The sequence below is a fragment of the Verminephrobacter aporrectodeae subsp. tuberculatae At4 genome (assembly GCF_000193225.1).
GTDB classification, from domain to species: domain Bacteria; phylum Pseudomonadota; class Gammaproteobacteria; order Burkholderiales; family Burkholderiaceae_C; genus Acidovorax; species Acidovorax aporrectodeae.
Map to the genome: position 1 here is coordinate 1 of NZ_AFAL01000689.1, position 21,597 is coordinate 21,597.

Below are 21,597 nucleotides of genomic sequence, written 5' to 3' on the forward strand. Positions count from 1 at the left end.
GGTGCTGGCCAGGCCCAGCTGCTGTCCTTCGCGGTCGAAGGCCACGGCCTTGATGACCGAGGTGCCGGCGTCAACGCCGATGATGAGGTCTTGCTGCTGCATGGTTTTGGGGCTCAGAGATCGGCGCCGTGCAGCAGGGCGCGTCCGCTGTGGCTGTCGAACAGGTGCAGCGCCGTCTGCGGCAGGTCCAGCGTGACGGGGCTGTGCTCGGCCAGATCGACCGCGCCGTCGGTCACCACGAGCAGCAGCGTCGGCCCCCCGAGGTGAATGCCGATATGGCTCTGGTCGCCCTGCCACTGGTTGAAGGCCAGTGTGCCGTGCAGCGTGTTCGCGTTGCCGCCCGCCGGCGCGGCGCCGATGCGCACCTTGTGCGGCCGCACGCCCAGATGCACTGCGTGCCCGTCGCGCAGGCCGTCCGCGGCGGGCACGCGGGCGCTGTCGCCCAGGTCCAGGCGCAGCGCATCGGTGCCCGCCGCGGCGGGCAGCACGACCCCGATCCGGCTCCCACGGCGCGACACCCGGGCCGGCAGCAGGTTCATCGCGGGCTCGCCGATGAAGCCGGCAACGAACAGGTTCGCCGGCCGCTCCTTGAGGTCCTCGGTCGTGGCGAACTGCTGCAACACGCCGTCGGACATCACCGCGATGCGGTCGGACAGCGCCATGGCCTCGGTCTGGTCGTGCGTCACGCACAGCACGGTCATCCGGTGCGCGACCAGATAGTCCTTGATGCGCGCGCGCAGCAGCGCGCGCAGCTGTGGCTCGAGCTGCGACATCGGCTCGTCGAGCAGGTGCAGGTCGGCGTGGCGCACCAGCGCGCGCGCCAGGCTCACGCGCTGCTGCTGTCCGCCGGAGAGCGTGGGCGGGTAGCTGTCGAGGATGTCCGTGATTTCGAGCAGTTCGGCGACCTGGCGCACGCGCGCGCGCACCTGCTCGCGCGGCGTCTTGCCGCGCAGCAGGCTGAAGGCGATGTTCTCGTGCACGCTCAGCGGCGGGTACAGCGCGTAGCCCTCGAAGGCCATGGCCACGTTGCGTTCGGCGGGCGCGAGCTGGTCGATGGCCCGGTCGCCGATGCGGATGCTGCCTTCGCTGAGCGTCTCGAAGCCGGCGATCATGCGCAGCGTCGAGGTCTTGCCGCAGCCCGACGAGCCGAGCAGCGAGACGATTTCGCCGTCGCCGATCTGCATGTTCACCGACTTCACCACGTACCTGTCCGCGCGGTCGTAGATCTTGCTGACGTTCTGGAGGGTGACGCATGCCATGGCTGGAGGTCCTGGTTCGGCCGGCTTCAGACGCGCGCCCCGCTGACCGGGTCGAAGAACATGCTGCGCCCGGGCGCGAGCGTGGCGAAGCCGCGCAGGTGCCCGCGCTGCGCGGCGAGGGCGGGGTCCTCGGGCCGGCTCGACAGCAGTTCCACGCCGTCGTCGGTCCTGAGCAGCGCGACGGTGCGCACGTTCATCGGCATCGCCGCCTCCAGGGTCACGGGCAGCGCGCCGGGGCGGGGGTCGGTGCCGAACAGCAGGTCCTCGGGGCGCACGCCGAGCACGCAGCGGCGGCCCGCGAGGTCGGCGCGCGGCTCGGGCAGGGCCAGCGCCCGGGCGCCAATGGGCACTTCCAGCGCACCGCCCGGGCCCGGGCCCGGGCGGCGGCGCGGCGTCACCTCCAGGAGGTTCATCGGCGGGTCGCCGAACAGGCGCGCCACCGCGCGGCTTTGCGGATTGTGGTAGACGCCGGCGGGCGAGTCGATCTGCTGGAAACGGCCGTCCACCAGCACGCCGATGCGGTCGCCGAGCGCCAGCGCTTCGCGGTAGTCCTGCGTCACGTAGAGCACCGTCGAGCCGAAGGCCCGGAACAGCTTCGGGAACTCGATCCGCATCTCGAAGCGGATCTTCGCGTCCACGTTGCGCAGCGGGTCGTCGAGCAGAAGCATCTGCGGCCTGTGCACCAGGCTGCGCGCCAGCGCGGTGCGCTGCTTCTGGCCGTTGGACAGCTGCCGGGGGCTGTGGCCGAGCACCGGACCGATGCGCAGCAGCGCCGCCACCTCCCGGACCTGCTGCGCGATCGCGGCCTCGTCCATCCTGCGCGCGCGCAGCGGGCTGGCGATGTTCTCGAACGCGCTCATGTGCGGGTAGAGCGCGAAGTTCTGGAAGGCCATGGCCACGTCGCGCTGCTGCGCGCCGGAGTCCCCGGCCGGCTGGCCGTCGATCCAGACCTGGCCCGCGTCGGGCGTCAGCAGGCCGGCGATGTGGCGCAGCAGCGTGGTCTTGCCCGATCCCGAACCGCCGAACACCACCAGGCATTCGCCGCGCTGCACCTCCAGGTCGAGGCCGTCGAGAACCTGCTTGCGGCCAAAGCCCTTGGACAGGCCGCTGATTTTCAGATGGGGCATGCGGGGTTCCTTGCGCGCTTTCATTGCACATTTCAGTGGATTGCGCGGCCGTGCGTCAGCCCTTGACCGCGCCGAGGCTCAGCCCTTCGACGAGGTAGCGCTGCGCGAACAGGGCGATTCCCGCCGTGGGCAGCACGCTGATCATCAGCGCCGCCGCGATCTGGCCGTACTGGATTCCGGACGCGGTGATGAAGGCCAGCGCCCCGACCGTGACCGGCTGCACGCTCGACGAGCCGAGGATCAGCGCGAACACGAAGTTGTTCCACGCGAAGATGAACGCGAGCAGGCCTGCAGCGGCGATTCCGGGGCGCGCCAGCGGGATCGCGATGCGGAAAAAGCCCTTGATCCAGCTGTGGCCGTCGAGGCGGTAGGCGTTCTCGATGTCCGGGCTGATGTCCTCGAAGTAGCCGCGCACGATCCACAGGATCAGCGGCAGCGTGATGAGCTGATACACCCAGATCAGCCCGGCGTAGGTGTCGTACAGGCCGATCTCCTGAAAGTACAGCTGCAAGGGCAGCAGCACCAAAATGGGCGGCGCGAAACGAAAGCTCAGCAGCATGAAGGCAATGTCCTCGCCGAGCCGGAACCGAAAGCGCGCGAACGCGTAGGCCGCGGGCACGCCGAGCAGCAGCGAGAGCAGCACCGACGCGCCCGACAGCAGCAGGCTGTTCCAGAGGTTGCGCATGTAGTCGCTCGGCAGCATGCCCACGTCGGTCCTGAGCTGGCCCGCGATCAGCGCGGCGTAGTTCTCCAGCGTGGGGCTGAAGGCCAGCGTGGGCGTGCTGCGCAGGATGTCCTGGTTCGTCATGAAGGACATCAGCAGGACCCAGACGAAGGGGAACAGGAAGAACAGCCCGACGGCCGTGAGCAGCACGGGGCGCGCCAGGCGCCGCAAGAGGGTGGAGTCCATGGTGTGTCCGTCTCCCGGGTTGCGCGCCAGGCGTCAGGTGTCAGACCTGCCCGCGGGCTCTTTGCCGCAGCGCGAGCCAATGCCGGATGAACAGCGTTGACAGCGCGTAGGTGATGGCCCAGAGGATCAGCACCAGCGCCGCCGAGCGGCCGATGTTCGAGAAGCTGAACGCCTCCAGATAGGCCTGCACCTGGAACACGGTGAGCGCGTCGCCCGGGCCGCCCTGGGTCATCGAATAGATGATGTCGAACTGCTGGATGCTGTCGAGCATGCGGAACATGCCGGCCGTGAGGATGTACGGCGTGAGCATCGGCAAGGTGATGCGCAAGAACACGAAACTCGCGGGGACGCCGTCGAGCCGCGCCGCCTCGAAGGGCTGCGGCGGCAGCGCGCGCAGCCCGGCGAGCAGCAGCACGACGATGAACGGGGTGTAGACCCAGGTGTCCACCAGCACCACGGTGAACATCGCCGTCTGCGGCTGCGAGGACCAGCCGAAGTCGCTCACGCCGAGCAGCCCGAGCAGGTAGTTCAGGACGCCGAAGCCGGGGTTGGTCATGAGCTTCCACATCAGGCTCGCGATCGCCGGCGCGACCATCAGCGGCAGGATGAGCAGCACGCTCAGCGCGTTGTTCACGCGGTTGCGCTCCCTGAGCAGCAGCGCGATGCCCATTCCCAGCAGCAGCTGCACGCCCACCGTGGCCAGCGTGTAGACCAGCGACACGCGCACCGTGTTCCAGAACGCGCCGTCGGTGAACAGGTCCACGTAGTTCGCAAACCAGACGTACGCGCGCTGCTCCGGAAAGGACAGGTTGTAGCGCTGGAACGAATAGCCCACGGCGGTGAAGAAGGGGATCAGGATGCCGACGCACACCAGCAGCGCCGGCAGGCTCAGCAGGTAGGGCAGCAGCGTGCGCGCGCGTGGGTGGTTGCGCGGGCGCACGGTCGGGGCGGCCATCACGGGGGCTTCCTGGGCACCGGGGCTTGGGGTGAGGACGGGGCGCCGCGCGCGGGATCAGGCCAGGCCCACGCCCCGGAGCTTGCGCGTGAGTCCCTCGGCGAGCTTGTCCAGCCCTTCGTCCACCGGCAGCGTTGCGCCGTACATCTGCTGCAACGTGGAGGCCCAGTCGGTGGTGAACTCGGGGAACAGCTGCTGCGGTGTGAAATAGATCTTCGCGCCCTCGACGCTGGCCAGGTACTGCTTGAGGTAGCCGGGGTAGGACTTGTCGAGCCGCGCCTTGAAATCGGCGTTCTCCCACACCGATTTGCGCACCGGGTTCACCAGGTCACCCCGGGTCGCGCCGAAGGTGGTGTTCTGCGTTCCGGTGGCCCATTGCAGCAGGAACCAGGCGGCCTCCTTCTGCTTGGAGAACGCGCTCATGGCCAGCGACCAGATCCAGATGTTCGGCGTGGGCGCCTTGGCGGCCGGGTTCGGCGTGAACGCGGCGTAGGCCAGGTTGCCCGCCTCCTGGTTGCTGCCGCCGTTGAAGAAGTAGCCCAGGATGTCGGCGTCGTAGACCATCGCGGAGTTGCCCGCTCCCAGGTCGTTGCCGACCTCGTACCAGGTGTAGTTGGTCCAGTTCTTCGGCCCGCCGTTCTTCACCATGTCGATCCACTGCTGGTGGAACTGCTTGCTCTGCGGCGTGTTCATCGCCGGCGCCAGCTTGCCGTCCGCGCTGGTGAAATCCTTGTTGCCGAAGTTCGTGTACGCGGACAGAAAGCCCGCGTGGATCGTCGCCCAGCTGCGCGAGCCGCGCACGCCGATGCCGTAGCCCTTGCCGCTCCTGCTGATGCGCGCGGCCTTGTCGGCCATGTCCGCGAGGTTCGTCGGCACGCTCAGCTTCAGGGAGTCGAACAGGCGCTTGTTGTAGGACAGGCTGTTGAGCTCGAAGCCCCAGGGCAGCGCCCATTGCTTCGCGCCCGGGCCGCCCAGCGCGGAGCCGGCCCTGCCGTCCCACGCGGTGGCCGCGCGCAGGTTCTGGTAGACATCGTCCCAGGCGTAGTGGGCCGAGGTCAGCCGGGGGTCCGTGAGGTACTGGTTCAGATCGACGATCTGGCGCGCCGGGCCGTACTTCCAGGTCTGGTAGGCGCCGGTCATGAAGGCGTCGTACTGGCTGCTCTTGCTCGCCAGGGCCGCGGTCACCTTGTCGAAATAGACATCTTCCGGAAAGATGTCGTAGCCGACGTTCAGACCGGTCAGGGTCTTGAAGTTTTCGATGTTCCTGACCATCGCGTCCACGTAGGGATGCTTGTTCAGCAGCAGCCGGATGGTCTTGCCCTTGTGCTTCATGAAGTCCACGCCGCCGTCCTCGGCGAGGGCTTCGGTGGACACTGCGTTGAGCATCAGTCCCGCGGCGCTGGCGCTGAAACCGAGCGCCGCGGCGCGCGCGAGAAAGCCCCGGCGGTCCAGCCGTTGCGCGTGACAGGCCCGGGCCAGGGCCTTGAGTGTTTCAGACATGGTGTGCGTCTCCGGTTTTTTTTAATGTGAGCGGGTCCCGGCTGCTGCGCCGCTTCCCCGGGTTCGAAGCACCGCCTTGGCAGTGGCCTCGTCCACGATCAGGGCCGTCAACACGCCGGTGCGCAGCACCGCCCGGATCGATTCGGCCTTGTACTTGCCGCCTGCGACGGCGAGCACCTGGCGACCGCGCAGCTCGTCGAGTCCAACGCCGACGGCGCGCGCGTTCATTTCATGCGCGATCAGGCTGCCGTCGGCCGCGATGAAGCGGCCCGCGAGCTCGCCCACCGCACCCGCGGCGCGGATCGACTTGAGCTCCGCAGGGGTCAGCGACTGGCTGCGCAGCAGATGCGTTGCGGGCGTCAGGTCGGCGATTCCGACCACGCACAGCTGGCATTCGCGTGCCAGGCGGAACACGTCCTGCACGCCGCGCTGCGCGCGCAGCACCTCGGCGTCGGCGACGCTGTCGGCGATGAAGGGCACGGGCATGAAATAGCACTCGCCGCCGGTGCGCTCGGCCAGCTTGGCGATCACGTCGAACGGATTCGCCGAGGAGCGCCGCGTGAGGCTGCCGAGCAGCGAGACAAAGCGCGCGCCGGGCAGCTGCAGGCTCGGCAGCCGCTCGACCATTGCGGCCAGCGTGCGGCCTTGGCCGATTCCGACGCGCTGCAGCGTGCCGCTGCCAAGCAGCCGGTGCAGGTAGCGTGCGGCGGCAGAGGCCAGGCTGGCGATGGTCGATTCCGGCGGCTGCGTGCCGTCGTCCACGTCGGGAACGACCACGCAGCGGTCCAGGCCGAAGCGCTGCATGAGCTCGTCTTCGAGCGCCAGGCACTCGGCGGGGACGCCTTCGACGAAGAACTTCACCAGACCGTTCTTCATGGCCGAGGCCACCAGCCGCTGCACCTTGACGCGGGTGATTCCCAGGCGCTCGGCGATCTCCTCCTGCGTATGGCCGCCCACGTACGCGAGCCACGCAGCGCGGATGGCCAGGCTCTGCTCAGCGTCCACGGCGGACTCCGGTTCTTGGTGATAGAACAATTGTTCTGAACACATTCATTTGTTCAATACTGTGCACGGAAAAGCGGCACACCACACGGGTGATTACCCTGGGGATGCGTTCCGGGTTCGGGGGGCGTCCGGTGGGCATGCGCCAGAAGGGGCTGGCGGACCGGCCCGGACCCAAGCCTTGCGCTCGGGTCGCCCGCTGGCGGCGGGGGTCTCTGTCAGGCTGTGGCGTGCACGGGTTGGGCGACCAAGCGCACACCGAGGGCGGCACAGACGCGGCTTACCGTGTCGAATCGCGGTTCGCTCCCGGGCCGAAGGGCTTTGTACAAGGCTTCCCGGGTGATGCCGGAATCCCGCGCAATCTGCGTCATGCCGCGCGAACGGGCAATGTCTCCGAGAGCGGCCGCCAGCAGCCCGGGATCGTTCTCTTCAAGAACGGCCGTGATGTACGCGGCAACGTCTTCCGCGCTGTTCAGGTACTCGGCTGCATCGAACTCGGGGAGTTCGGAGACTTTGATCTTCTTGGTCATGGTTCAATCCTCCAAAGACTTTGCTATCTCGATGGCCTTGTCCATGTCGGCCTGCTGCGTTGACTTGCTGCCGCCGCCGAGCGCACTTGATCAAGCGCAAACAAAGGACCCGGCAGGCATGCAGCCCGGCGTCACCACCCCACCGCAACGTCCCCTCACATGCCCAGCGATTTGAGCAGGGACTCGGTGTCGTCCTGCCCCGTGGTGTGTGCTGCGGGTGCGGTCTGCGGTGGTGGCTGCGGCGGCTGCGATTCGGCCATGAGCGCGTCGGGGTCGGGCGCGTCCTGGGCCTCGAAGTCGTGGAGCTTGATGAACTCGGTGTGGTCGATCGCGAGTTCCAGATAGAAAATGTTGTTGCTCCCCGTGTAGAAGCTCACGCGCCGGGCTTCGGGATTGTCGAGGTGGGCGTTCACGCTGAGCATGACCTGCTTGTTGAGCACCAGCACCTTGGGCTGGTTCTGCGTGATGTGGGTTTGCAATTCGCGCCGCACCCTGCCCGTGAAGTCGCCCACCACCTGGTTCATGAGTTCGCCCATGACGTTGCTCACCTCGTCCGACGTGTACGAGCTCGCCAAGTCTGCCCTGGACATGCCCATGTTGAGCAGGTAGTTGGCGTAGAGCTCCATGGCGGCCTGGGCCGAGAAGTTGATGATCACCAGCCCCGAGAAGCCGCCGTCGAACAGCACGAAGCAGCCGATGTCCGGTTTGAGGCTGGTCTTGCTGATGCGCTGGACCATCCCGGAGTAGTGGATCGGACTGTGCGTGGCCAGGTTCAGCACCCGGGTGACGGAGTTGCACAGGCTGATCAGCAGGTCATCGGTGCCGTAGGCGCTGGTTTTTTCGGACTGGCTCATGGTGTCTTGTGGCGCTTTGGCCCTCCGGGATGGACGCTGCGCACAGCATAGGCCAAGGCGCCGCGCGAGGCCAGAGCGCAACGCCGCCGCAGGGCGCGCGCCGGCGCTGAGAAGGCTCTGCCCGGTCGGGCGGTCCGGGCGGTCCGGGCGGTCCGGGCGTCGGCGGGATACATGTACGCCACCCGGCGTATTTGCGCCGCACCCGCCCTGCTCCAGAATCCGGACCAGCGCCCGATGAGCCTGCTCTGGCCCGTCGGGCGCGTTTGAAACGGTTTGAAACCACCCACCGGAGAAGCATCCATGCAACGTCGCCATTCGCTCCAGGCCCTTGCGGCCGCCGCCGCACTCGCCGGCCTGTCCGCGCTCCCCGCCCAGGCGCAGGGCACGATCAAGGTCGGCATCCTGCACAGCCTGTCGGGAACCATGGCGATTTCGGAAACCGTGCTCAAAGACACCGTGCTCATGGCCATCGACGAAATCAACGCCCAGGGCGGCGTGCTGGGCAAGAAGCTCGAACCCGTGGTGGTCGACCCGGCATCGAACTGGCCGCTGTTTGCCGAAAAAACCCGGCAGCTGCTCGGCCAGGACAAGGTCGCGGTGATCTTTGGCTGCTGGACCTCGGTGAGCCGCAAGTCGGTGCTGCCCGTGGTCGAGGAAATGAACGGCCTGCTGTTCTACCCCGTGCAGTACGAGGGCGAGGAACTGAGCAAGAACGTGTTCTACACGGGCGCCGCGCCGAACCAGCAGGCGATCCCGGCCGTGGACTATCTGATGGGCAAGGACGGCGGCAGCGCCAAGCGCTGGGTGCTGCTCGGCACCGACTACGTCTACCCCCGCACCACGAACAAGATCCTGCGCGCCTACCTCAAGTCCAAGGGCGTGAAGGACGGCGACATCGACGAGAAGTACACCCCGTTCGGTCACTCGGACTACCAGACCATCGTCGCGGACATCAAGAAGTTCAGCCAGGGCGGCAAGACTGCCGTGGTCTCGACCATCAACGGCGACTCCAACGTGCCCTTCTACAAGGAGCTGGGCAACGCCGGCCTGAAGGCCAAGGACGTTCCCGTGGTCGCCTTCTCGGTCGGCGAGGAGGAACTGCGCGGCGTGGACACCAAGCCGCTGGTGGGGCATCTCGCGGCCTGGAACTACTTCCAATCGATCAAGGGCCCGGCGAACAGCGAGTTCATCAAGAAGTGGAGCGACTACGCGAAGGCCAAGGCCATTGCCGGCCACAAGGACAAGCCGCTGACCAACGACCCGATGGAGGCCAGCTACATCGGCGTGAACATGTGGAAGCAGGCGGTGGAAAAAGCCAAGAGCACCGATGTGGACAAGGTGATCGCCGCGATGGCCGGGCAGACCTTCAAGGCGCCGTCGGGAATCGTCTCCAAAATGGACGAAAAGAACCACCACCTGCACAAGAGCGTGTTCATTGGCGAGATCAAGGCCGACGGCCAGTTCAACGTGGTCTGGAAGACCCCCGGCCCCGTGAAGGCCAAGCCCTGGAGCCCGTACATTGAAGGCAACGAGAAGAAGCCCGACGCGCCCGAAAAGAAATAAGCTCCGGCTCTTTGCTGCTTGCGGGGAGCCAGCTCCCCCTCTTGACCGGATTCTTATGTTGCGATGCTTTCTGGCGCTGTGCGCCGGCCTGACGCTGTGCACCGGCGCCGCCCAGGCACTGACCGCCGGGCAGGCGCTGGCCATGGCCGCAGGGGACACCGACGACCGCGTGGCCGCCGTGCAGCAGGCCGTGGTGCACGCCGATGAGCGCACCGCGGCCTTTTTGCAGGCACTGGCCGACGACGCGGTGAAGATCGCCGCGGGCAAGGCGCTGATCGTGCGCGGCGACCAGGGGCAGGACCCGGTCACCGGCGCCGGAGTGCCCCTGCCCGATGACGCCGAAGACGTGATCAACAACAACCGCATGCGCGGCGAGATCGACCAGGCCCTGGCGACCCTGGCGCTGTTCGACCAGGACGCATCCCGGCGCCTGGCCGCCGCGCGCGCGCTCACGCGCGCGCCCGACGCGGGCCGCATGGCGCTGCTCGACAGGGCGCTGGCGCAGGAAACGCAGGCGCGCGTCAGGGCCCAGCTGGAGTTGGCCCGCGCCGCCACGCTGCTGGGCAGCGCAGACGCCGCGCAGCGCATCGCCGCCGCGCAGGCGCTGTCGGCCAGCGCCACGCCCGATACGCGCCTGCTGCTCAACGAGCGCGCCACGCTCGAGGAGGACGCAAAGGTCCGGGCCGCGCTCGGCACCGCGCTGCGCGCCATCGACGGCCAGCTCGCCTGGGGCGAGCGCCTGGGCGCCGCGTTCTCGGGAATCAGCCTGGGCAGCATCCTGCTGCTCGTGGCGCTGGGCCTGGCCATCACCTACGGCCTGATGGGCGTGATCAACATGGCGCACGGCGAGCTGATGATGATCGGCGCCTACGCCACCTACGTGGTGCAGGGCGTTTTCCAGAAGTATTTCCCGGGGGCCTTCGACTGGTATCTGGTCGCCGCATTGCCGCTGGCGTTTGGCGCGTCGGCGGCGGTGGGCGCGGTGCTCGAGCGCGGCGTGCTGCGCTTTCTCTACGGGCGGCCGCTGGAGACCCTGCTCGCCACCTGGGGCATCAGCCTGGTGCTGATGCAGTTGGTGCGCACGCTCTTCGGCGCGCAGAACGTGGGCGTGGAAAACCCCGCGTGGATGAGCGGCGGGGTGCAGCTGCTGCCCAACCTCACGCTGCCCTACAACCGCCTGGTGATCATGGGCTTTGCCATCGCCGTCCTGCTGGGCATGGGCTGGATCATCGGGCGCACGCGCCTGGGGCTGTTCGTGCGCGGCGTCACGCAGAACCGGCCGATCGCGTCCTGCATGGGCGTGCACACCGCGCGCATCGACACCCTGGCGTTTGCGCTCGGCTCGGGAATCGCCGGCCTGGCCGGTTGCGCGCTGAGCCAGGTGGGCAACGTGGGCCCGGACCTGGGGCAGAGCTACATCGTCGACGCCTTCATGGTGGTGGTGCTCGGCGGCGTGGGGCAGCTCGCGGGCACCGTTTACGCGGCGCTCGGCCTGGGCGTGCTGAGCAAGTTCCTCGAAGGCTGGGCGGGCGCGGTGCTGGCGAAGATCGCCGTGCTGCTGCTGATCATCGTCTTTATCCAGAAACGGCCGCAGGGCATTTTTGCGCTCAAGGGGCGCAGCGCGGATTGACATGACCGAGCCATCCCTTCCCCTCCCCCTCCAACTGCCCGCCCCGGCACCGCTGCTCACGCGCGCGGGCTGGTCGGCCTTCGCCGCGGCCCTGGTGGCGGTCTGCGCGCTCGCGCCCGTGCTCAATCTGTGGCTGCCTGCGGGCAGCATGTTCCACCTCTCCGACTACGCCGTGGCGCTGCTGGGCAAGATCATGTGCTACGCCATCTGCGCGCTGGCCATGGACCTGATCTGGGGCTATACCGGAATCCTGAGCCTGGGCCACGGCCTGTTCTTCGCGCTGGGCGGCTACGTGATGGGCATGTACCTCATGCGCCAGATTGGCCGCGACGGCAATTACAAGAGCACTCTGCCCGACTTCATGGTGTTCCTCGACTGGAAGGAACTGCCCTGGCACTGGGCGTTGTCGGACAGCTTCCTGGCCACGCTGCTGCTCATCGTGGCCGTTCCGGGGGGGATCGCCTTCGTGTTCGGCTACTTCGCCTTCCGCTCGCGCATCAAGGGCGTGTACTTCTCCATCATCACGCAGGCCATGACCTACGCGGCCATGCTGCTGTTCTTCCGCAACGAGACCGGCTTTGGCGGGAACAACGGTTTTACCGACTTCAAGCGCATCCTGGGCCAGCCGATCGCCACGCAGAACATGCGCATGGCGCTGTTCGTGCTCACGGGCCTGGCCCTGCTCGGCTTCTTTCTGCTCGCGCGCTGGCTGGTGCGCAGCAAGTTTGGTCGCGTGCTGCAAGCCCTGCGCGACGCCGAGAGCCGCGTGATGTTCTCGGGCTATTCGCCGCTGCCGTACAAGCTCAGCGTCTGGACCCTGAGCGCCATGATGTGCGGCGTCGCGGGGGCCCTGTACGTGCCGCAGGTCGGCATCATCAACCCCGGGGAAATGAGCGCCGCGAACTCCATCGAGATCGCCGTATGGGCTGCCGTGGGCGGGCGCGCCACGCTGATCGGACCCATCGTGGGCGCGTTCGTCGTGAACGCCGCGAAGAGCTGGCTCACGGTCACGGCGCCGGAGTTCTGGCTGTATTTTCTGGGCGCGCTGTTCATCGCCGTGACGCTGTTCCTGCCCCATGGCCTGGTCGGCCTGCTCAAGCAGCTCAGGGGCCGGGCGACAAAGGCCGAGGCCGCGCCATGACGCCCGATCTGCTGGAGCAGGGCGCGCGGCGCCTGGCCGACAGGCAGGCCCGTCTGGCGGCCCCGGGGCAGACCGCGTCCGGCGGGCGCGCCGCGGGTTTCTCGCGCCTGGCCACACCCGGCGAGGTGGACCTGGCGCACGGCCGCATCCTGTACCTGGAGGGCGTGAACGTCAGCTTTGACGGCTTCAAGGCGATCAACGATCTGAGCCTGGACATTGCGCCGGGCGAACTGCGCTGCATCATCGGCCCCAACGGCGCGGGCAAGACGACGCTGATGGACATCATCACCGGGAAGACCCGGCCGGACAGCGGAACGGTGTACTTCGGCTCGACCATCGACCTGCTGCGCCACAACGAGCCCGGGATCGCCAGCCTGGGAATCGGCCGCAAGTTCCAGAAACCCACGGTGTTCGAGGAGCTCACGGTGTTCGAGAACCTGGAGCTCGCCTTGAAGACGCACAAGGGCGTGGCGTCCAGCCTGTTCTTTCGCATCGACTCGGCGCAGTCCGACCGCCTGGCCGAGACCCTGCACACCATCCACCTGGCCGGCAGCGTGGCGCGCAGGGCCGGCGACCTGAGCCATGGCCAAAAGCAGTGGCTGGAGATCGGCATGCTGCTGATGCAAGACCCGAAGCTGCTGCTGCTCGACGAGCCGGTGGCCGGGATGACCGACGAAGAAACCGCGCGCACCGCCGAGCTGTTTCTGCGCCTCAAGGGCCGGCACTCGCTGATGGTGGTCGAGCACGACATGGGGTTCGTGCGCAGCATCGCGCAGACCGTCACCGTGCTGTGCGAGGGCTCCGTGCTCGCGCAGGGAACGCTCGATCAGGTGCAGGCCGACGAGCGCGTGATCGAGGTCTACCTGGGGCGCTGACGCCGGGAAAGACCGCAACCCCACACAAGACACCATGCTGACCGTCCAGAACGTCAACCAGTACTACGGCGGCTCGCACATCCTGCGCGACGTGAGCCTGAGCGCCGCGCCGGGCAAGGTCACGGTGCTGCTCGGGCGCAACGGCGTGGGCAAGACCACGCTGCTCAAAAGCCTGATGGGCCTGGTGCCCATCCGCAGCGGCACCATCCACCTGGACGGCCAGGCCATCACCCGGGCCACGCCGTACGCGCGCGCACGCGCCGGAATCGGCTACGTTCCGCAGGGGCGCGAAATCTTCGGCCGCCTCACGGTGGAAGAAAACCTGCGCATGGGCCTGGCGTACAGGAGCCGATCCACCCCGGTGCCGCCGCAGCTGTACACGCTGTTCCCGGTGCTCGCGCAGATGCTGCGGCGCCGCGGCGGCGACCTCTCCGGCGGGCAACAGCAGCAGCTGGCCATCGCCCGCGCCCTGGCGCCCGGCCCGCGCCTGCTGATCCTCGACGAACCCACCGAAGGCATACAGCCAAGCATCATCAAGGACATCGGCCGCGTCATCCGCCATCTCGCAGACCAGGGCGCAATGGCGATCCTGCTGTGCGAGCAGTACTACGACTTCGCGCAGGAACTGGCCGACGACTACCTGGTCATGGAGCGCGGCGAACTGATCGCACGCGGCCCGGGCAGCGAGATGCAGGCCAAGGGAATCCGCAAGCTGGTTGCGATCTGAGCGCCTGGAAGTCTGCCTTCGCGCGACCGCGTGGGCGCTTGACCCATGCGGCGGACACCTCGGACGGCAGTACCTCACCAGCAGGTCTGGCTTGGGTGAAGCACGCATTTTTGGCCTGTATAGTCAGACTTGCGAAGTCTTCATGGGGCAGGTCATGCAAAGCTGGCAAATGCAAACCGCCAAAGCGCGGTTCCCGGAACTGGTCAAGCACGCGGTCCAAGAGGGTCCGCAGGACATCACACTGCACGGACGTTCCGTGGCAGTGCTGGTCTCGCGCGAGTTGTTCGATCGCCTCAGTGGCAACGAGCAGTCGCTGGTGGACTTCATGCGCGCCTCGCCGCTGCAAGAGCACGATGGCATCGAGTTCGAACGCAGTTGCAGCCTGCCGCGTGAGATCACGTTTTGAGCTATCTGACCGACACCAACGTCCTGTCCGAACTGCGCCGCAAGCGGGCCGATTCTGGGCGAAATCCGCAAAGGCATCGAAGGTGTTGCTGACGCGGCATTCATCGGGATTGCAATGCAGGAGAGTGCGCGTGAAACCTTCGGAAGCCTTGCACTTGCACCGGGCCGCAATTCGCCGCGTGGTCGAGTCTCACCGGGCCCGGAATCCTCGGGTGTTTGGCTCTGTCCTGCACGGTCAGGATACGGACAGCAGCGATCTTGACATCCTGATCGACCCGACATCAGAGACAACACTGTTCGACATTGGCGCGATCCGCCACGAGTTGGGTCAACTGCTCGGTGTCCCGGTGGATGTATTGACCCCCAACGCCTTGCCGGACAAGTTCCGGGCATGGGTGGTCGCTGAGGCCCTCCCTGTATGAGCCGCGATCAGGGCTGTCTTTCCCCCTGCGTCAGAATAGTTGTCGTCGCCATAGGACCAAGATTTTTCGGTTCCCTGGTGTCCTGCCCCGCAGATATCAACACATGAAACGGCGCCTCTCGCGCCATGTCCAACCTATCGGAAGGAACTTGACCATGACCACCATGACCACCATGACCCCACCCCCCAAGAGCTACATAACCGACGCCAGGCGCGAGGAAATGCGCGCCGGTGGGCTGGACCAGGACGGCATCTACGTAGCTGAGTCCGTGGCGGCCGGCGCTGCAGGCGATAGAAATGCCGCTTGGGGATGGCTTGCCCGCGCCGAGCTGTACCCGCAAACCCTTATGGGGCTCAAGAGGCGCAATAGTGCGCAGTTCATCCGCGATATGGGCTTCAAGACGGCGAAGGCCGACGCGTTCTACGGACCTGGGTGGCTGGATCGGGATGATCTGTGAAAAATGATGCGCTTGAGGCGCTCGATCAATTGCTGGCAGCGGAAGAAGACTTCTTTCGGCGACCACCAAGCGTCGAAGCGGCCAGGAGTCTGCAAGGCACGCGGCACGAGATGCAGGGACATATCCGCGCGATCGGGCGCAGCGGCGACCTGCCCTTGATCGTCACGGCCGAGCGGATGATCGTCGATGGCGACTTGGTGCGCTACGCAAACAGCGTCGCCATGACCAACAGCCTGAAAGCAGCCATTGGCGAGCTATCCGCTGCCGAACGGCACATCGGCATCGTGGATGACCCGCAGAAGTACCGGGCGGTGGATCAGGCGCACAGCCTGCCGAGGAACCGCAAGGGCGGCCTGCCCTTGGACGAAGCCCGCCAAGCATTGGCGAGCCATTACACGCGGCTGAACAACCTGGACAAGGCCCGGCTCGTAGATGATGAGAAGAAGGTCATCGACGCCAGGAAGACAGCCGTTTTCGAGGCGGTGAAGCTCTACACGGCCCGCCAAGCCAAGACCCTGGGCGTGGATCTCGCGCAGGGGAAAAAGCGCGGAAACCGCTTGTGAAGGTCGCCCGCATCGACATGCGAGTCAGCACCGGCGCGCAGGATCTGACGCGCCATACAGCCGAACATCATCAAGGACATCGGCCGCGTCTCCGCCATCTTGCGGACCAGGGCAATCGCGCTATCCTGATTCCCCTCCCTGCGCCAGAATAGTTGTCGCCTCCATGGAACCCAAGAACTGGAACAGGCGCTCGCGCATCGCAGGCACGACCGTGTCCACCGCGCGTTCGAGTTGCTCCACGAGGCCGCCCACGCCCACGGCGAACCGCGCACCCGATGCGCTCGACGCGGAGCCCAGCGCGACGATGCCGATGCCCTCGGTCACCACGCCGCGCGAAAACGCATAGCCGCGCTCACGCGACTCCTGTACCCGGGCCTTCACGTAGTCGGCGTCGACGGTCTGGCCGCTCGGCTTGAGGCGGACGTTGCTACGGTGGATCGTGCGCGCGACATGATCGTCGCTGCCGGCCGCGAGCAGCGCCCAGCCGGTACCGGACATGCACAGCAGCCGGCGCGTGCCCGGCTGTACGTTGAACTGGATCGGGTGGCTGCCGAAGATGACGTGCACGTACTGAGCGTAGATGTCGTTCTCCACCGCGAGGATCGCGGTGAAGCGGGTCTCGCGCGCGATGTCGTCGAGCAGCGTGAGCAACTGCCCGCCCTGGAACATCGAATCCATCACCCAGTCGCCGATGGAGGCCAGGCGGGGGGTGGCGAGGTAGGCGCGCGCCGAGGAGTCGTAGCGCAAATAGCCGAGGGTGGCAACGCTCTTGAGCAGCACCTGCGTGCTCGACAGCGGATAGCCCAGCCGCTCCGATATCTCGCGCACCGTGACCGGCCGCCGCACCTCGCGCAGGTACTCGAGCACCTGAAACACCCTCCCCGCCGTCTTGATGACCGATTGCTCCAATTTCTTCTCCACGGCACCATGCCGGCACGCCTCCCGGTTCACGCCCGGCCGGACCGCGGGGATGCTACTGCAACTCGACCCCCGTGATGGCCATCAGCCGCTTCCAGCGCGCGATCTCGTCCGTCTGGTAGCGGCGCAGCTCAGCCGCCGACGACATGATCAGCTCCGTACCCTGTTTGCGGTAATAGGCTTGAATCTCCTCGGTCTGCGCCGCCTTCGCGAACAGCGCGCCCAGCTGCTCGACCACGGCGGCTGGCGTCTTCGACGACACTGCGGCCGCCACCCAGTTCACCGCGAGGTAATCCGGCCAGCCAGCCTCCCCGATGGTCGGCACCCCGGGCAGCACGATGGAGCGCTTCGGCGCGGTGAACGCCAGCGCGCGCACCCGGCCCGAGCGCGCGAGCTCGTTGGCGCCGGTGGCGTCGACCACCGCGAAGTCGACCTCCCCGGTCATGACCGCGTTCACCGCCTCCCCGGCGCCCTTGTAGTTGATGCCGGCGGTCTTCATCTTCGCCATCTCGTTGAACCACTCCGAATAGAGCATGTATGACATCGATCCGCTCGCATAGTTGAGCTTGCCGGGCCGACTGCGCGCATCGGCCACCAACTGCTCGAGCGTGCGGTGGGGCGAATTCGCCGGCACGATCACGAGGCAGGCACCGCGCGAGAGCAGCGTGATCGGCGCGAAGTCCGCCAGCGGGTCGTAGGGCAGCTTTCTGAAGGTGGCCGCATTGGTGGTGAGCGTCGAGTTGCTGCCGATGAACACCGTGTGCCCGTCGTGCGGTGGATTCAGCGCGGTCTGTACGCCGATGAATCCGTTGCCACCGGGCTTGTTCTCCACCGTCACGGACTGGCCCGTCAGGTCGCCCACGCTGCGCGCGAACAGCCGAGCCGTGATGTCTGTTCCGCTGCCCGGCGGAAACGGCACGATGAACCGCATCGCGTGCGACGGAAAGGCGCTTGCCTGCGCGAACGACGGCCTCCCCGCAGCGCCGGCCAGCGCGGCTCCTGCGCCCAGCAGCAGCAGCAGCAGCCGACGGCGATCGACGTGCGGCGGTGGCGCCGGTGTCTGGTCTTGCATTGAATGGTCTCCTCGTTGCCTTGCAATCATCAGCGCCGCGAGCCCAGCAGCGCGCGCGCCACCACCCAGCGATGCACTTCGCTGGGCCCTTCGTAGATTCGCATCAGCCGGGTTTCGTTGGCCATCTGCTGCAGCGGCATTTCCTTGGTCATGCCCATCGCGCCGAAGACCTGCATCGCCATGTCGATCACGTCCCAGGCCATCTCGGTCGCGAAGACCTTGATCATCGAAACCTGCGCGCGCGCTTCCTCGCCGCGATCGATGCGCGCCGCAGCCTCGTAGGTCATCAGGCGGCAGGCGTGGATGCGCGTGGCGGCGTCGGCCACGCTCCACTGCACGCTCTGGCGGTCGGACAGCATGGCGCCGAAGGTCTTGCGCAGCGGCGCGTAGTCGCAAACCATGTCGAGCGCGCGCTGTGCGCGGCCGATGCACCAGGCCGCCATCTGCACGCGGCGGCTCGACAGCCGCACCTGCATCGGCGCGAAGCCCTGTCCCTCGACACCCAGCAGCTGGCCCGCGCCGACGCGGCAGTCCTGCAGGCTGATCTCGTACGTCGATGCGCCCCCAAGCATGGGGATGCGACGCTCCACCACGAAGCCGGGCGTGTCCTTGTCGACGAGGAAGGCCGAGATGCCGCCGCGCGAGCCGAGCGTCATGTCGGTCACCGCCATCACGATGGTCCAGTCGGCGCTGGCGGCACGGCTGATCCAGATCTTGCGGCCGTTGAGCACCCAGGTGCCATCGGCCTCGCGCACGGCCCGCGTGCTCATCGCCGAGGGGTCAGCGCCCGCGCCGGGCTCCGAAATGGCAATGGCCGACACGGTCTCGCCGCGCGCATACGGCGCCAGGTAACGCTCGGTCTGTGTCGCATCCGCGGTCTTCAGCAGCATGCGCAGGTTGGGCGAATCGGGCGGCAGGTCATAGGGCGTGATGGTCTTGCCGAGCTCCTCGTTGACGCCCACCATCGCCGTCACCGGCAAATCGGAGCCGCCGAGTTCCCCCGGTGCGTCCAGGCCCCAGAGGCCGAGCGCGCGGGAGCGCGCGTCGAGCCGTTCGTGTTCCTCGGGCGCGAGCGTCAGCTGCCCGCCAGAGGCTTCGCGCTGGAGCACTGCGGCTTCCAGTGGCAGCAGTTCGTCGCGCACGAAGCGCGCGACCAAGTCCTTGAGCATGCGGTGTTCGTCTTCGAGTTCGAAGTTCATGGTGTGTTCGGGTGTGCTTTTTTTATTCGCCGATGACCACACGCCGGTCCTTGAGGCGCGCGATGTCCTCTTGCGCCAGTCCGGCTTCGCGCAGGATCTCCGTGGTGTGCTGCCCGACCGTGGGCGCCTGGCGGTAGACCTTCGTCGGCGTGGCGGAAAAGCGCGCGGTGGGACGCAGCTGCCGGATCGGGCCCTCTGTGGGATGCGTCGCGTCTTCGAACAAACCGACCGCCTTCAGGTGCGGATGCTCGGGCAGTTCGTCGAGTGTGTAGATCGGCGTGGCGGGAATGTCGAGCTTCTCGCACAGCAGCATCCATTCGGCCGTCGTCTTGAGCGGTGTCAGCTCGCGCAGGTGGCCGTACAGCGCCTTCACGTGCGTGTTGCGTTCCTGGCGGCTGGCGATGTTGTAGCGATCGGCCAGCTCCGGCTGCCCGACCTCGAAGAAGAACGCCTGCCAGTGGCGCTCGGTGTAGGGCAGCATGCTGACCCAGCCGTCGCGCGTGCGCACGGGCTTTCGACCGCCTTCCAGCAGCCGCGGATAACCGGCCTGCACCGTTGAGCCCTGGAAGGTCATGCCGCCCATGTGCTCGGCCAGCACGAAGGCGGCCATGGTCTCCAGCATCGGCACTTCGACGTACTGGCCTTCCCCGCTGCGCTCGCGGTGCAGCAGCGCCGCCAGCACGGCATTGCAGACCGCCAGGCCCGTGGTCTTGTCGGCGATAAGGCTCTGCGCGTAGTCGGGCTGGTCGCGGCCCACCGAGCCCACGCCCACCAGGCCGCAGGCGGCTTGGATGATGTCGTCGAAGGCGGGCCTGTCGCGGTGCGGGCCGTCCTGTCCGAAGCCGGTGGCCGCGCAGTACACGACCCGCGGGTTGAGGCGCGAGACGGCTTCGTAGCCCAGGCCGAGGCGCTCGATGGCCGCCACGCGCATGTTGTGCACCACCACGTCGATCGTCGGGATCAGCGCGCGCAGCGCCGTCACGCCCGCGGCCGACTTGAGGTCCACCGCCAGCGATCGCTTGTTGCGGTTGACGGCCAGGAAGATCGAGCTCATGCCCGGGTTCTGCGAGATGCCGTTGGCCCGCATCATGTCGCCCTCGGGCGGCTCGACCTTGATCACGTCGGCACCGTAGTCCGCCAGTATCTGGGTGGCCAGGGGGCCGAGCACCACGGCCGTGAGGTCGAGCACGCGGATGCCCTTGAGCGGCCCGCAGGCCGCGCTGGAAGTCGAATCGGTCATGAAGAAGAAAAAGAAAGAATTGGAGAGTTCGGTCGGCCGGGTTCGGCCTCAGTTCGGCAGCCCGACCAGGTGCCGCGCCATGACCACGCGCTGGATCTGGCCCGTGCCCTCGACGATGTCGAGCGCCTTCACGTCGCGGAATAGTTTTTCGATCAGGTGCTCGCCGCGGCCCGCGGCCGGCCCCATCACCTCCATCGCGAAGCTCGCCGCCTCGAACGCCGCCGGTGGCGCAAGCGCCTTCGAGGCGGAGGCCTCGACCATGTTGGGTTTGCTCTGGTCGGCCAGCCAGGCTGCGCGCAGGGCCAGCAAAAGTGCGGCCTTGAGCTTTCGGCGCGATCGCTCCATCCGGTCGCGCAACCGCAGGTCCGACGCGAGGCCGTTGGCCTGCATGAACGCCGCCGCCTCGTCGAGCACGGCGCGGCCGATACCGACCGCCATGCCCGCAATGGCGGGGCGGCCCGCGTTGAAGGTATTCATCGCGCCCTTGAAGCCACCGGAGCGCTGCATGTAATAAGCCTCGCCGCCCAGCATGTTCGCCACTGGCACGCGGCAGTCGGAGAGGAAGAAGGACGTTGATTCATAGGCCCTCAGTCCCATCTTCTTCTCGATGCGGAAATCGACCAGGCCCGGCGTGCCGCGTTCGACCACGAAGGCGCGGTGGCCCGCGCGACCGAGCGCCGGGTCGATGGTGGCGAACACCACGATCCATTCCGCGCGGCCCGAATTGCCCGAGAAAGACTTTGCGCCGTTGAGCACCCAGTGGTCGCCGTCGAGCCGCGCGCGGGTCCTGATGTTGGCCACGTCGGAGCCGCCCGAGGGCTCGGTCATCGCGAACCCGCCCCAGATCGGGCGCTGGGGGTTCACGAACGGCAAGAGAAAGCGCGCCTTCTGCTCCGGCGTGCCCATCGAGAGGATCGGCGGCTCACCGAGGCCGGGGCCCGGCAATGCGACGCTGATGCCGCGGTCCCAGTAGGCGCCCTCCTCCGCGAGCAGCACTTGCGCGGCGGCCGAGCTGGCCTTGTTTGGTGCGGCGGGTTGCGCCGCTCCTTCGCTGGCAGCCTCGCCGGGTGGGCGCCAGCGTGTGCGGCCGAAGCCCTCGGCGAGCATGCGCACGAAGAACGGGTCGTCCACCGGCAGCGGTGCGCCGGCGCGGTCGGCACGCCAGCCGGCCGGCCGCATCTCCTCACGACCGAGCCGGCGCAAGGTCTCCAGCCGTTGCTGGTCCTCTGCAGCGATCGAAAAATCCAT

The 21,597-nt window shown here is 67.3% G+C and carries 22 protein-coding genes; 9 read left to right on the forward strand and 13 right to left on the reverse strand.

The genetic code is table 11. The features are described from left to right. Nucleotides 1-113 precede the first annotated feature (113 nt). The 8 genes from VTU_RS0119135 to VTU_RS0119170 form a co-directional block, all read right to left on the reverse strand. A complete protein-coding gene (locus tag VTU_RS0119135) occupies nt 114-1,259 on the reverse strand; it encodes an ABC transporter ATP-binding protein (RefSeq protein ID WP_010107552.1) in 1,146 nt (381 codons plus the stop codon). A 26-nt stretch (nt 1,260-1,285) separates the two neighbouring features. Further along, entirely contained in the window at nt 1,286-2,386 is a 1,101-nt protein-coding gene (locus tag VTU_RS0119140; RefSeq protein ID WP_029554556.1) for an ABC transporter ATP-binding protein, read from the reverse strand. A 55-nt stretch (nt 2,387-2,441) separates the two neighbouring features. Then, entirely contained in the window at nt 2,442-3,296 is an 855-nt protein-coding gene (locus VTU_RS0119145) for a carbohydrate ABC transporter permease (protein ID WP_010107554.1), read from the reverse strand. A gap of 40 nt (nt 3,297-3,336) precedes the next feature. Then, entirely contained in the window at nt 3,337-4,251 is a 915-nt protein-coding gene (locus VTU_RS0119150; RefSeq protein WP_010107555.1) for a carbohydrate ABC transporter permease, read from the reverse strand. Between the two features lie 57 nt (nt 4,252-4,308). Then, complete coding sequence (locus VTU_RS0119155; RefSeq protein WP_010107556.1) at nt 4,309-5,751, reverse strand: ABC transporter substrate-binding protein; 1,443 nt, start codon at nt 5,749-5,751, stop codon at nt 4,309-4,311. 21 nt (nt 5,752-5,772) lie between these two features. Next, complete coding sequence (locus tag VTU_RS0119160) at nt 5,773-6,756, reverse strand: sugar-binding transcriptional regulator (protein ID WP_050809540.1); 984 nt, start codon at nt 6,754-6,756, stop codon at nt 5,773-5,775. A gap of 215 nt (nt 6,757-6,971) precedes the next feature. Next, nucleotides 6,972-7,283 carry an addiction module antidote protein gene (locus tag VTU_RS0119165; protein WP_010107563.1) on the reverse strand — a complete coding sequence of 104 codons (312 nt, stop codon included), beginning with the start codon at nt 7,281-7,283 and terminating at the stop codon, nt 6,972-6,974. Between the two features lie 155 nt (nt 7,284-7,438). Next, on the reverse strand, nt 7,439-8,137 hold the full coding sequence (locus VTU_RS0119170; RefSeq protein ID WP_010107564.1) for a DUF3334 family protein: 699 nt from the start codon (nt 8,135-8,137) through the stop codon (nt 7,439-7,441). A 300-nt stretch (nt 8,138-8,437) separates the two neighbouring features. On the opposite strand from VTU_RS0119170, the gene urtA reads away from it, so the two are divergent. The 9 genes from urtA (at nt 8,438) to VTU_RS34480 (ending at nt 15,920) form a co-directional block, all read left to right on the forward strand. Continuing rightward, nucleotides 8,438-9,700, forward strand: a complete 1,263-nt coding sequence (gene urtA / locus VTU_RS0119175; protein WP_010107565.1) for an urea ABC transporter substrate-binding protein — start codon at nt 8,438-8,440, stop codon at nt 9,698-9,700. A gap of 55 nt (nt 9,701-9,755) precedes the next feature. Further along, the gene (urtB, locus tag VTU_RS0119180) at nt 9,756-11,330 is read left to right on the forward strand and encodes an urea ABC transporter permease subunit UrtB (RefSeq protein WP_010107566.1); all 1,575 of its coding nucleotides are present in this window, start codon (nt 9,756-9,758) and stop codon (nt 11,328-11,330) included. Nucleotide 11,331: 1 nt separating this feature from the next. Continuing rightward, on the forward strand, nt 11,332-12,471 hold the full coding sequence (gene urtC, locus VTU_RS0119185; RefSeq protein ID WP_010107567.1) for an urea ABC transporter permease subunit UrtC: 1,140 nt from the start codon (nt 11,332-11,334) through the stop codon (nt 12,469-12,471). Further along, the gene (gene urtD, locus VTU_RS0119190; RefSeq protein ID WP_010107568.1) at nt 12,468-13,346 is read left to right on the forward strand and encodes an urea ABC transporter ATP-binding protein UrtD; all 879 of its coding nucleotides are present in this window, start codon (nt 12,468-12,470) and stop codon (nt 13,344-13,346) included. The genes urtC and urtD overlap by 4 nt, the downstream gene beginning before the upstream one ends. A gap of 34 nt (nt 13,347-13,380) precedes the next feature. Further along, the gene (gene urtE / locus VTU_RS0119195) at nt 13,381-14,073 is read left to right on the forward strand and encodes an urea ABC transporter ATP-binding subunit UrtE (RefSeq protein ID WP_010107570.1); all 693 of its coding nucleotides are present in this window, start codon (nt 13,381-13,383) and stop codon (nt 14,071-14,073) included. A gap of 154 nt (nt 14,074-14,227) precedes the next feature. Then, nucleotides 14,228-14,479: a type II toxin-antitoxin system Phd/YefM family antitoxin gene (locus VTU_RS0119200; protein WP_029554557.1), complete on the forward strand. Its 252-nt coding sequence runs from the start codon at nt 14,228-14,230 to the stop codon at nt 14,477-14,479. Between the two features lie 130 nt (nt 14,480-14,609). Further along, the gene (locus VTU_RS0119205) at nt 14,610-14,900 is read left to right on the forward strand and encodes a nucleotidyltransferase family protein (RefSeq protein ID WP_029554558.1); all 291 of its coding nucleotides are present in this window, start codon (nt 14,610-14,612) and stop codon (nt 14,898-14,900) included. Nucleotides 14,901-15,054: 154 nt separating this feature from the next. Continuing rightward, complete coding sequence (locus VTU_RS0119210; protein ID WP_010107574.1) at nt 15,055-15,357, forward strand: hypothetical protein; 303 nt, start codon at nt 15,055-15,057, stop codon at nt 15,355-15,357. Next, nucleotides 15,354-15,920, forward strand: coding sequence for a hypothetical protein (locus VTU_RS34480; RefSeq protein WP_010107575.1), 567 nt, complete (start codon nt 15,354-15,356; stop codon nt 15,918-15,920). The genes VTU_RS0119210 and VTU_RS34480 overlap by 4 nt, the downstream gene beginning before the upstream one ends. A gap of 120 nt (nt 15,921-16,040) precedes the next feature. Here the strand turns inward: VTU_RS34480 and VTU_RS28735 are convergent, their stop codons facing one another. Genes VTU_RS28735 through VTU_RS0119240 form a run of 5 tightly spaced genes read right to left on the reverse strand, consistent with a single transcriptional unit; the run spans nt 16,041 to nt 21,597 of the window. Next, complete coding sequence (locus tag VTU_RS28735) at nt 16,041-16,841, reverse strand: IclR family transcriptional regulator (protein ID WP_010107576.1); 801 nt, start codon at nt 16,839-16,841, stop codon at nt 16,041-16,043. A gap of 52 nt (nt 16,842-16,893) precedes the next feature. Further along, nucleotides 16,894-17,910, reverse strand: coding sequence for a Bug family tripartite tricarboxylate transporter substrate binding protein (locus VTU_RS0119225; RefSeq protein ID WP_010107577.1), 1,017 nt, complete (start codon nt 17,908-17,910; stop codon nt 16,894-16,896). 29 nt (nt 17,911-17,939) lie between these two features. Further along, nucleotides 17,940-19,109 carry an acyl-CoA dehydrogenase family protein gene (locus VTU_RS0119230; RefSeq protein WP_010107582.1) on the reverse strand — a complete coding sequence of 390 codons (1,170 nt, stop codon included), beginning with the start codon at nt 19,107-19,109 and terminating at the stop codon, nt 17,940-17,942. A gap of 22 nt (nt 19,110-19,131) precedes the next feature. Further along, on the reverse strand, nt 19,132-20,349 hold the full coding sequence (locus VTU_RS0119235; protein WP_010107583.1) for a CaiB/BaiF CoA transferase family protein: 1,218 nt from the start codon (nt 20,347-20,349) through the stop codon (nt 19,132-19,134). Between the two features lie 48 nt (nt 20,350-20,397). Next, the gene (locus VTU_RS0119240; protein WP_010107584.1) at nt 20,398-21,597 is read right to left on the reverse strand and encodes an acyl-CoA dehydrogenase family protein; all 1,200 of its coding nucleotides are present in this window, start codon (nt 21,595-21,597) and stop codon (nt 20,398-20,400) included.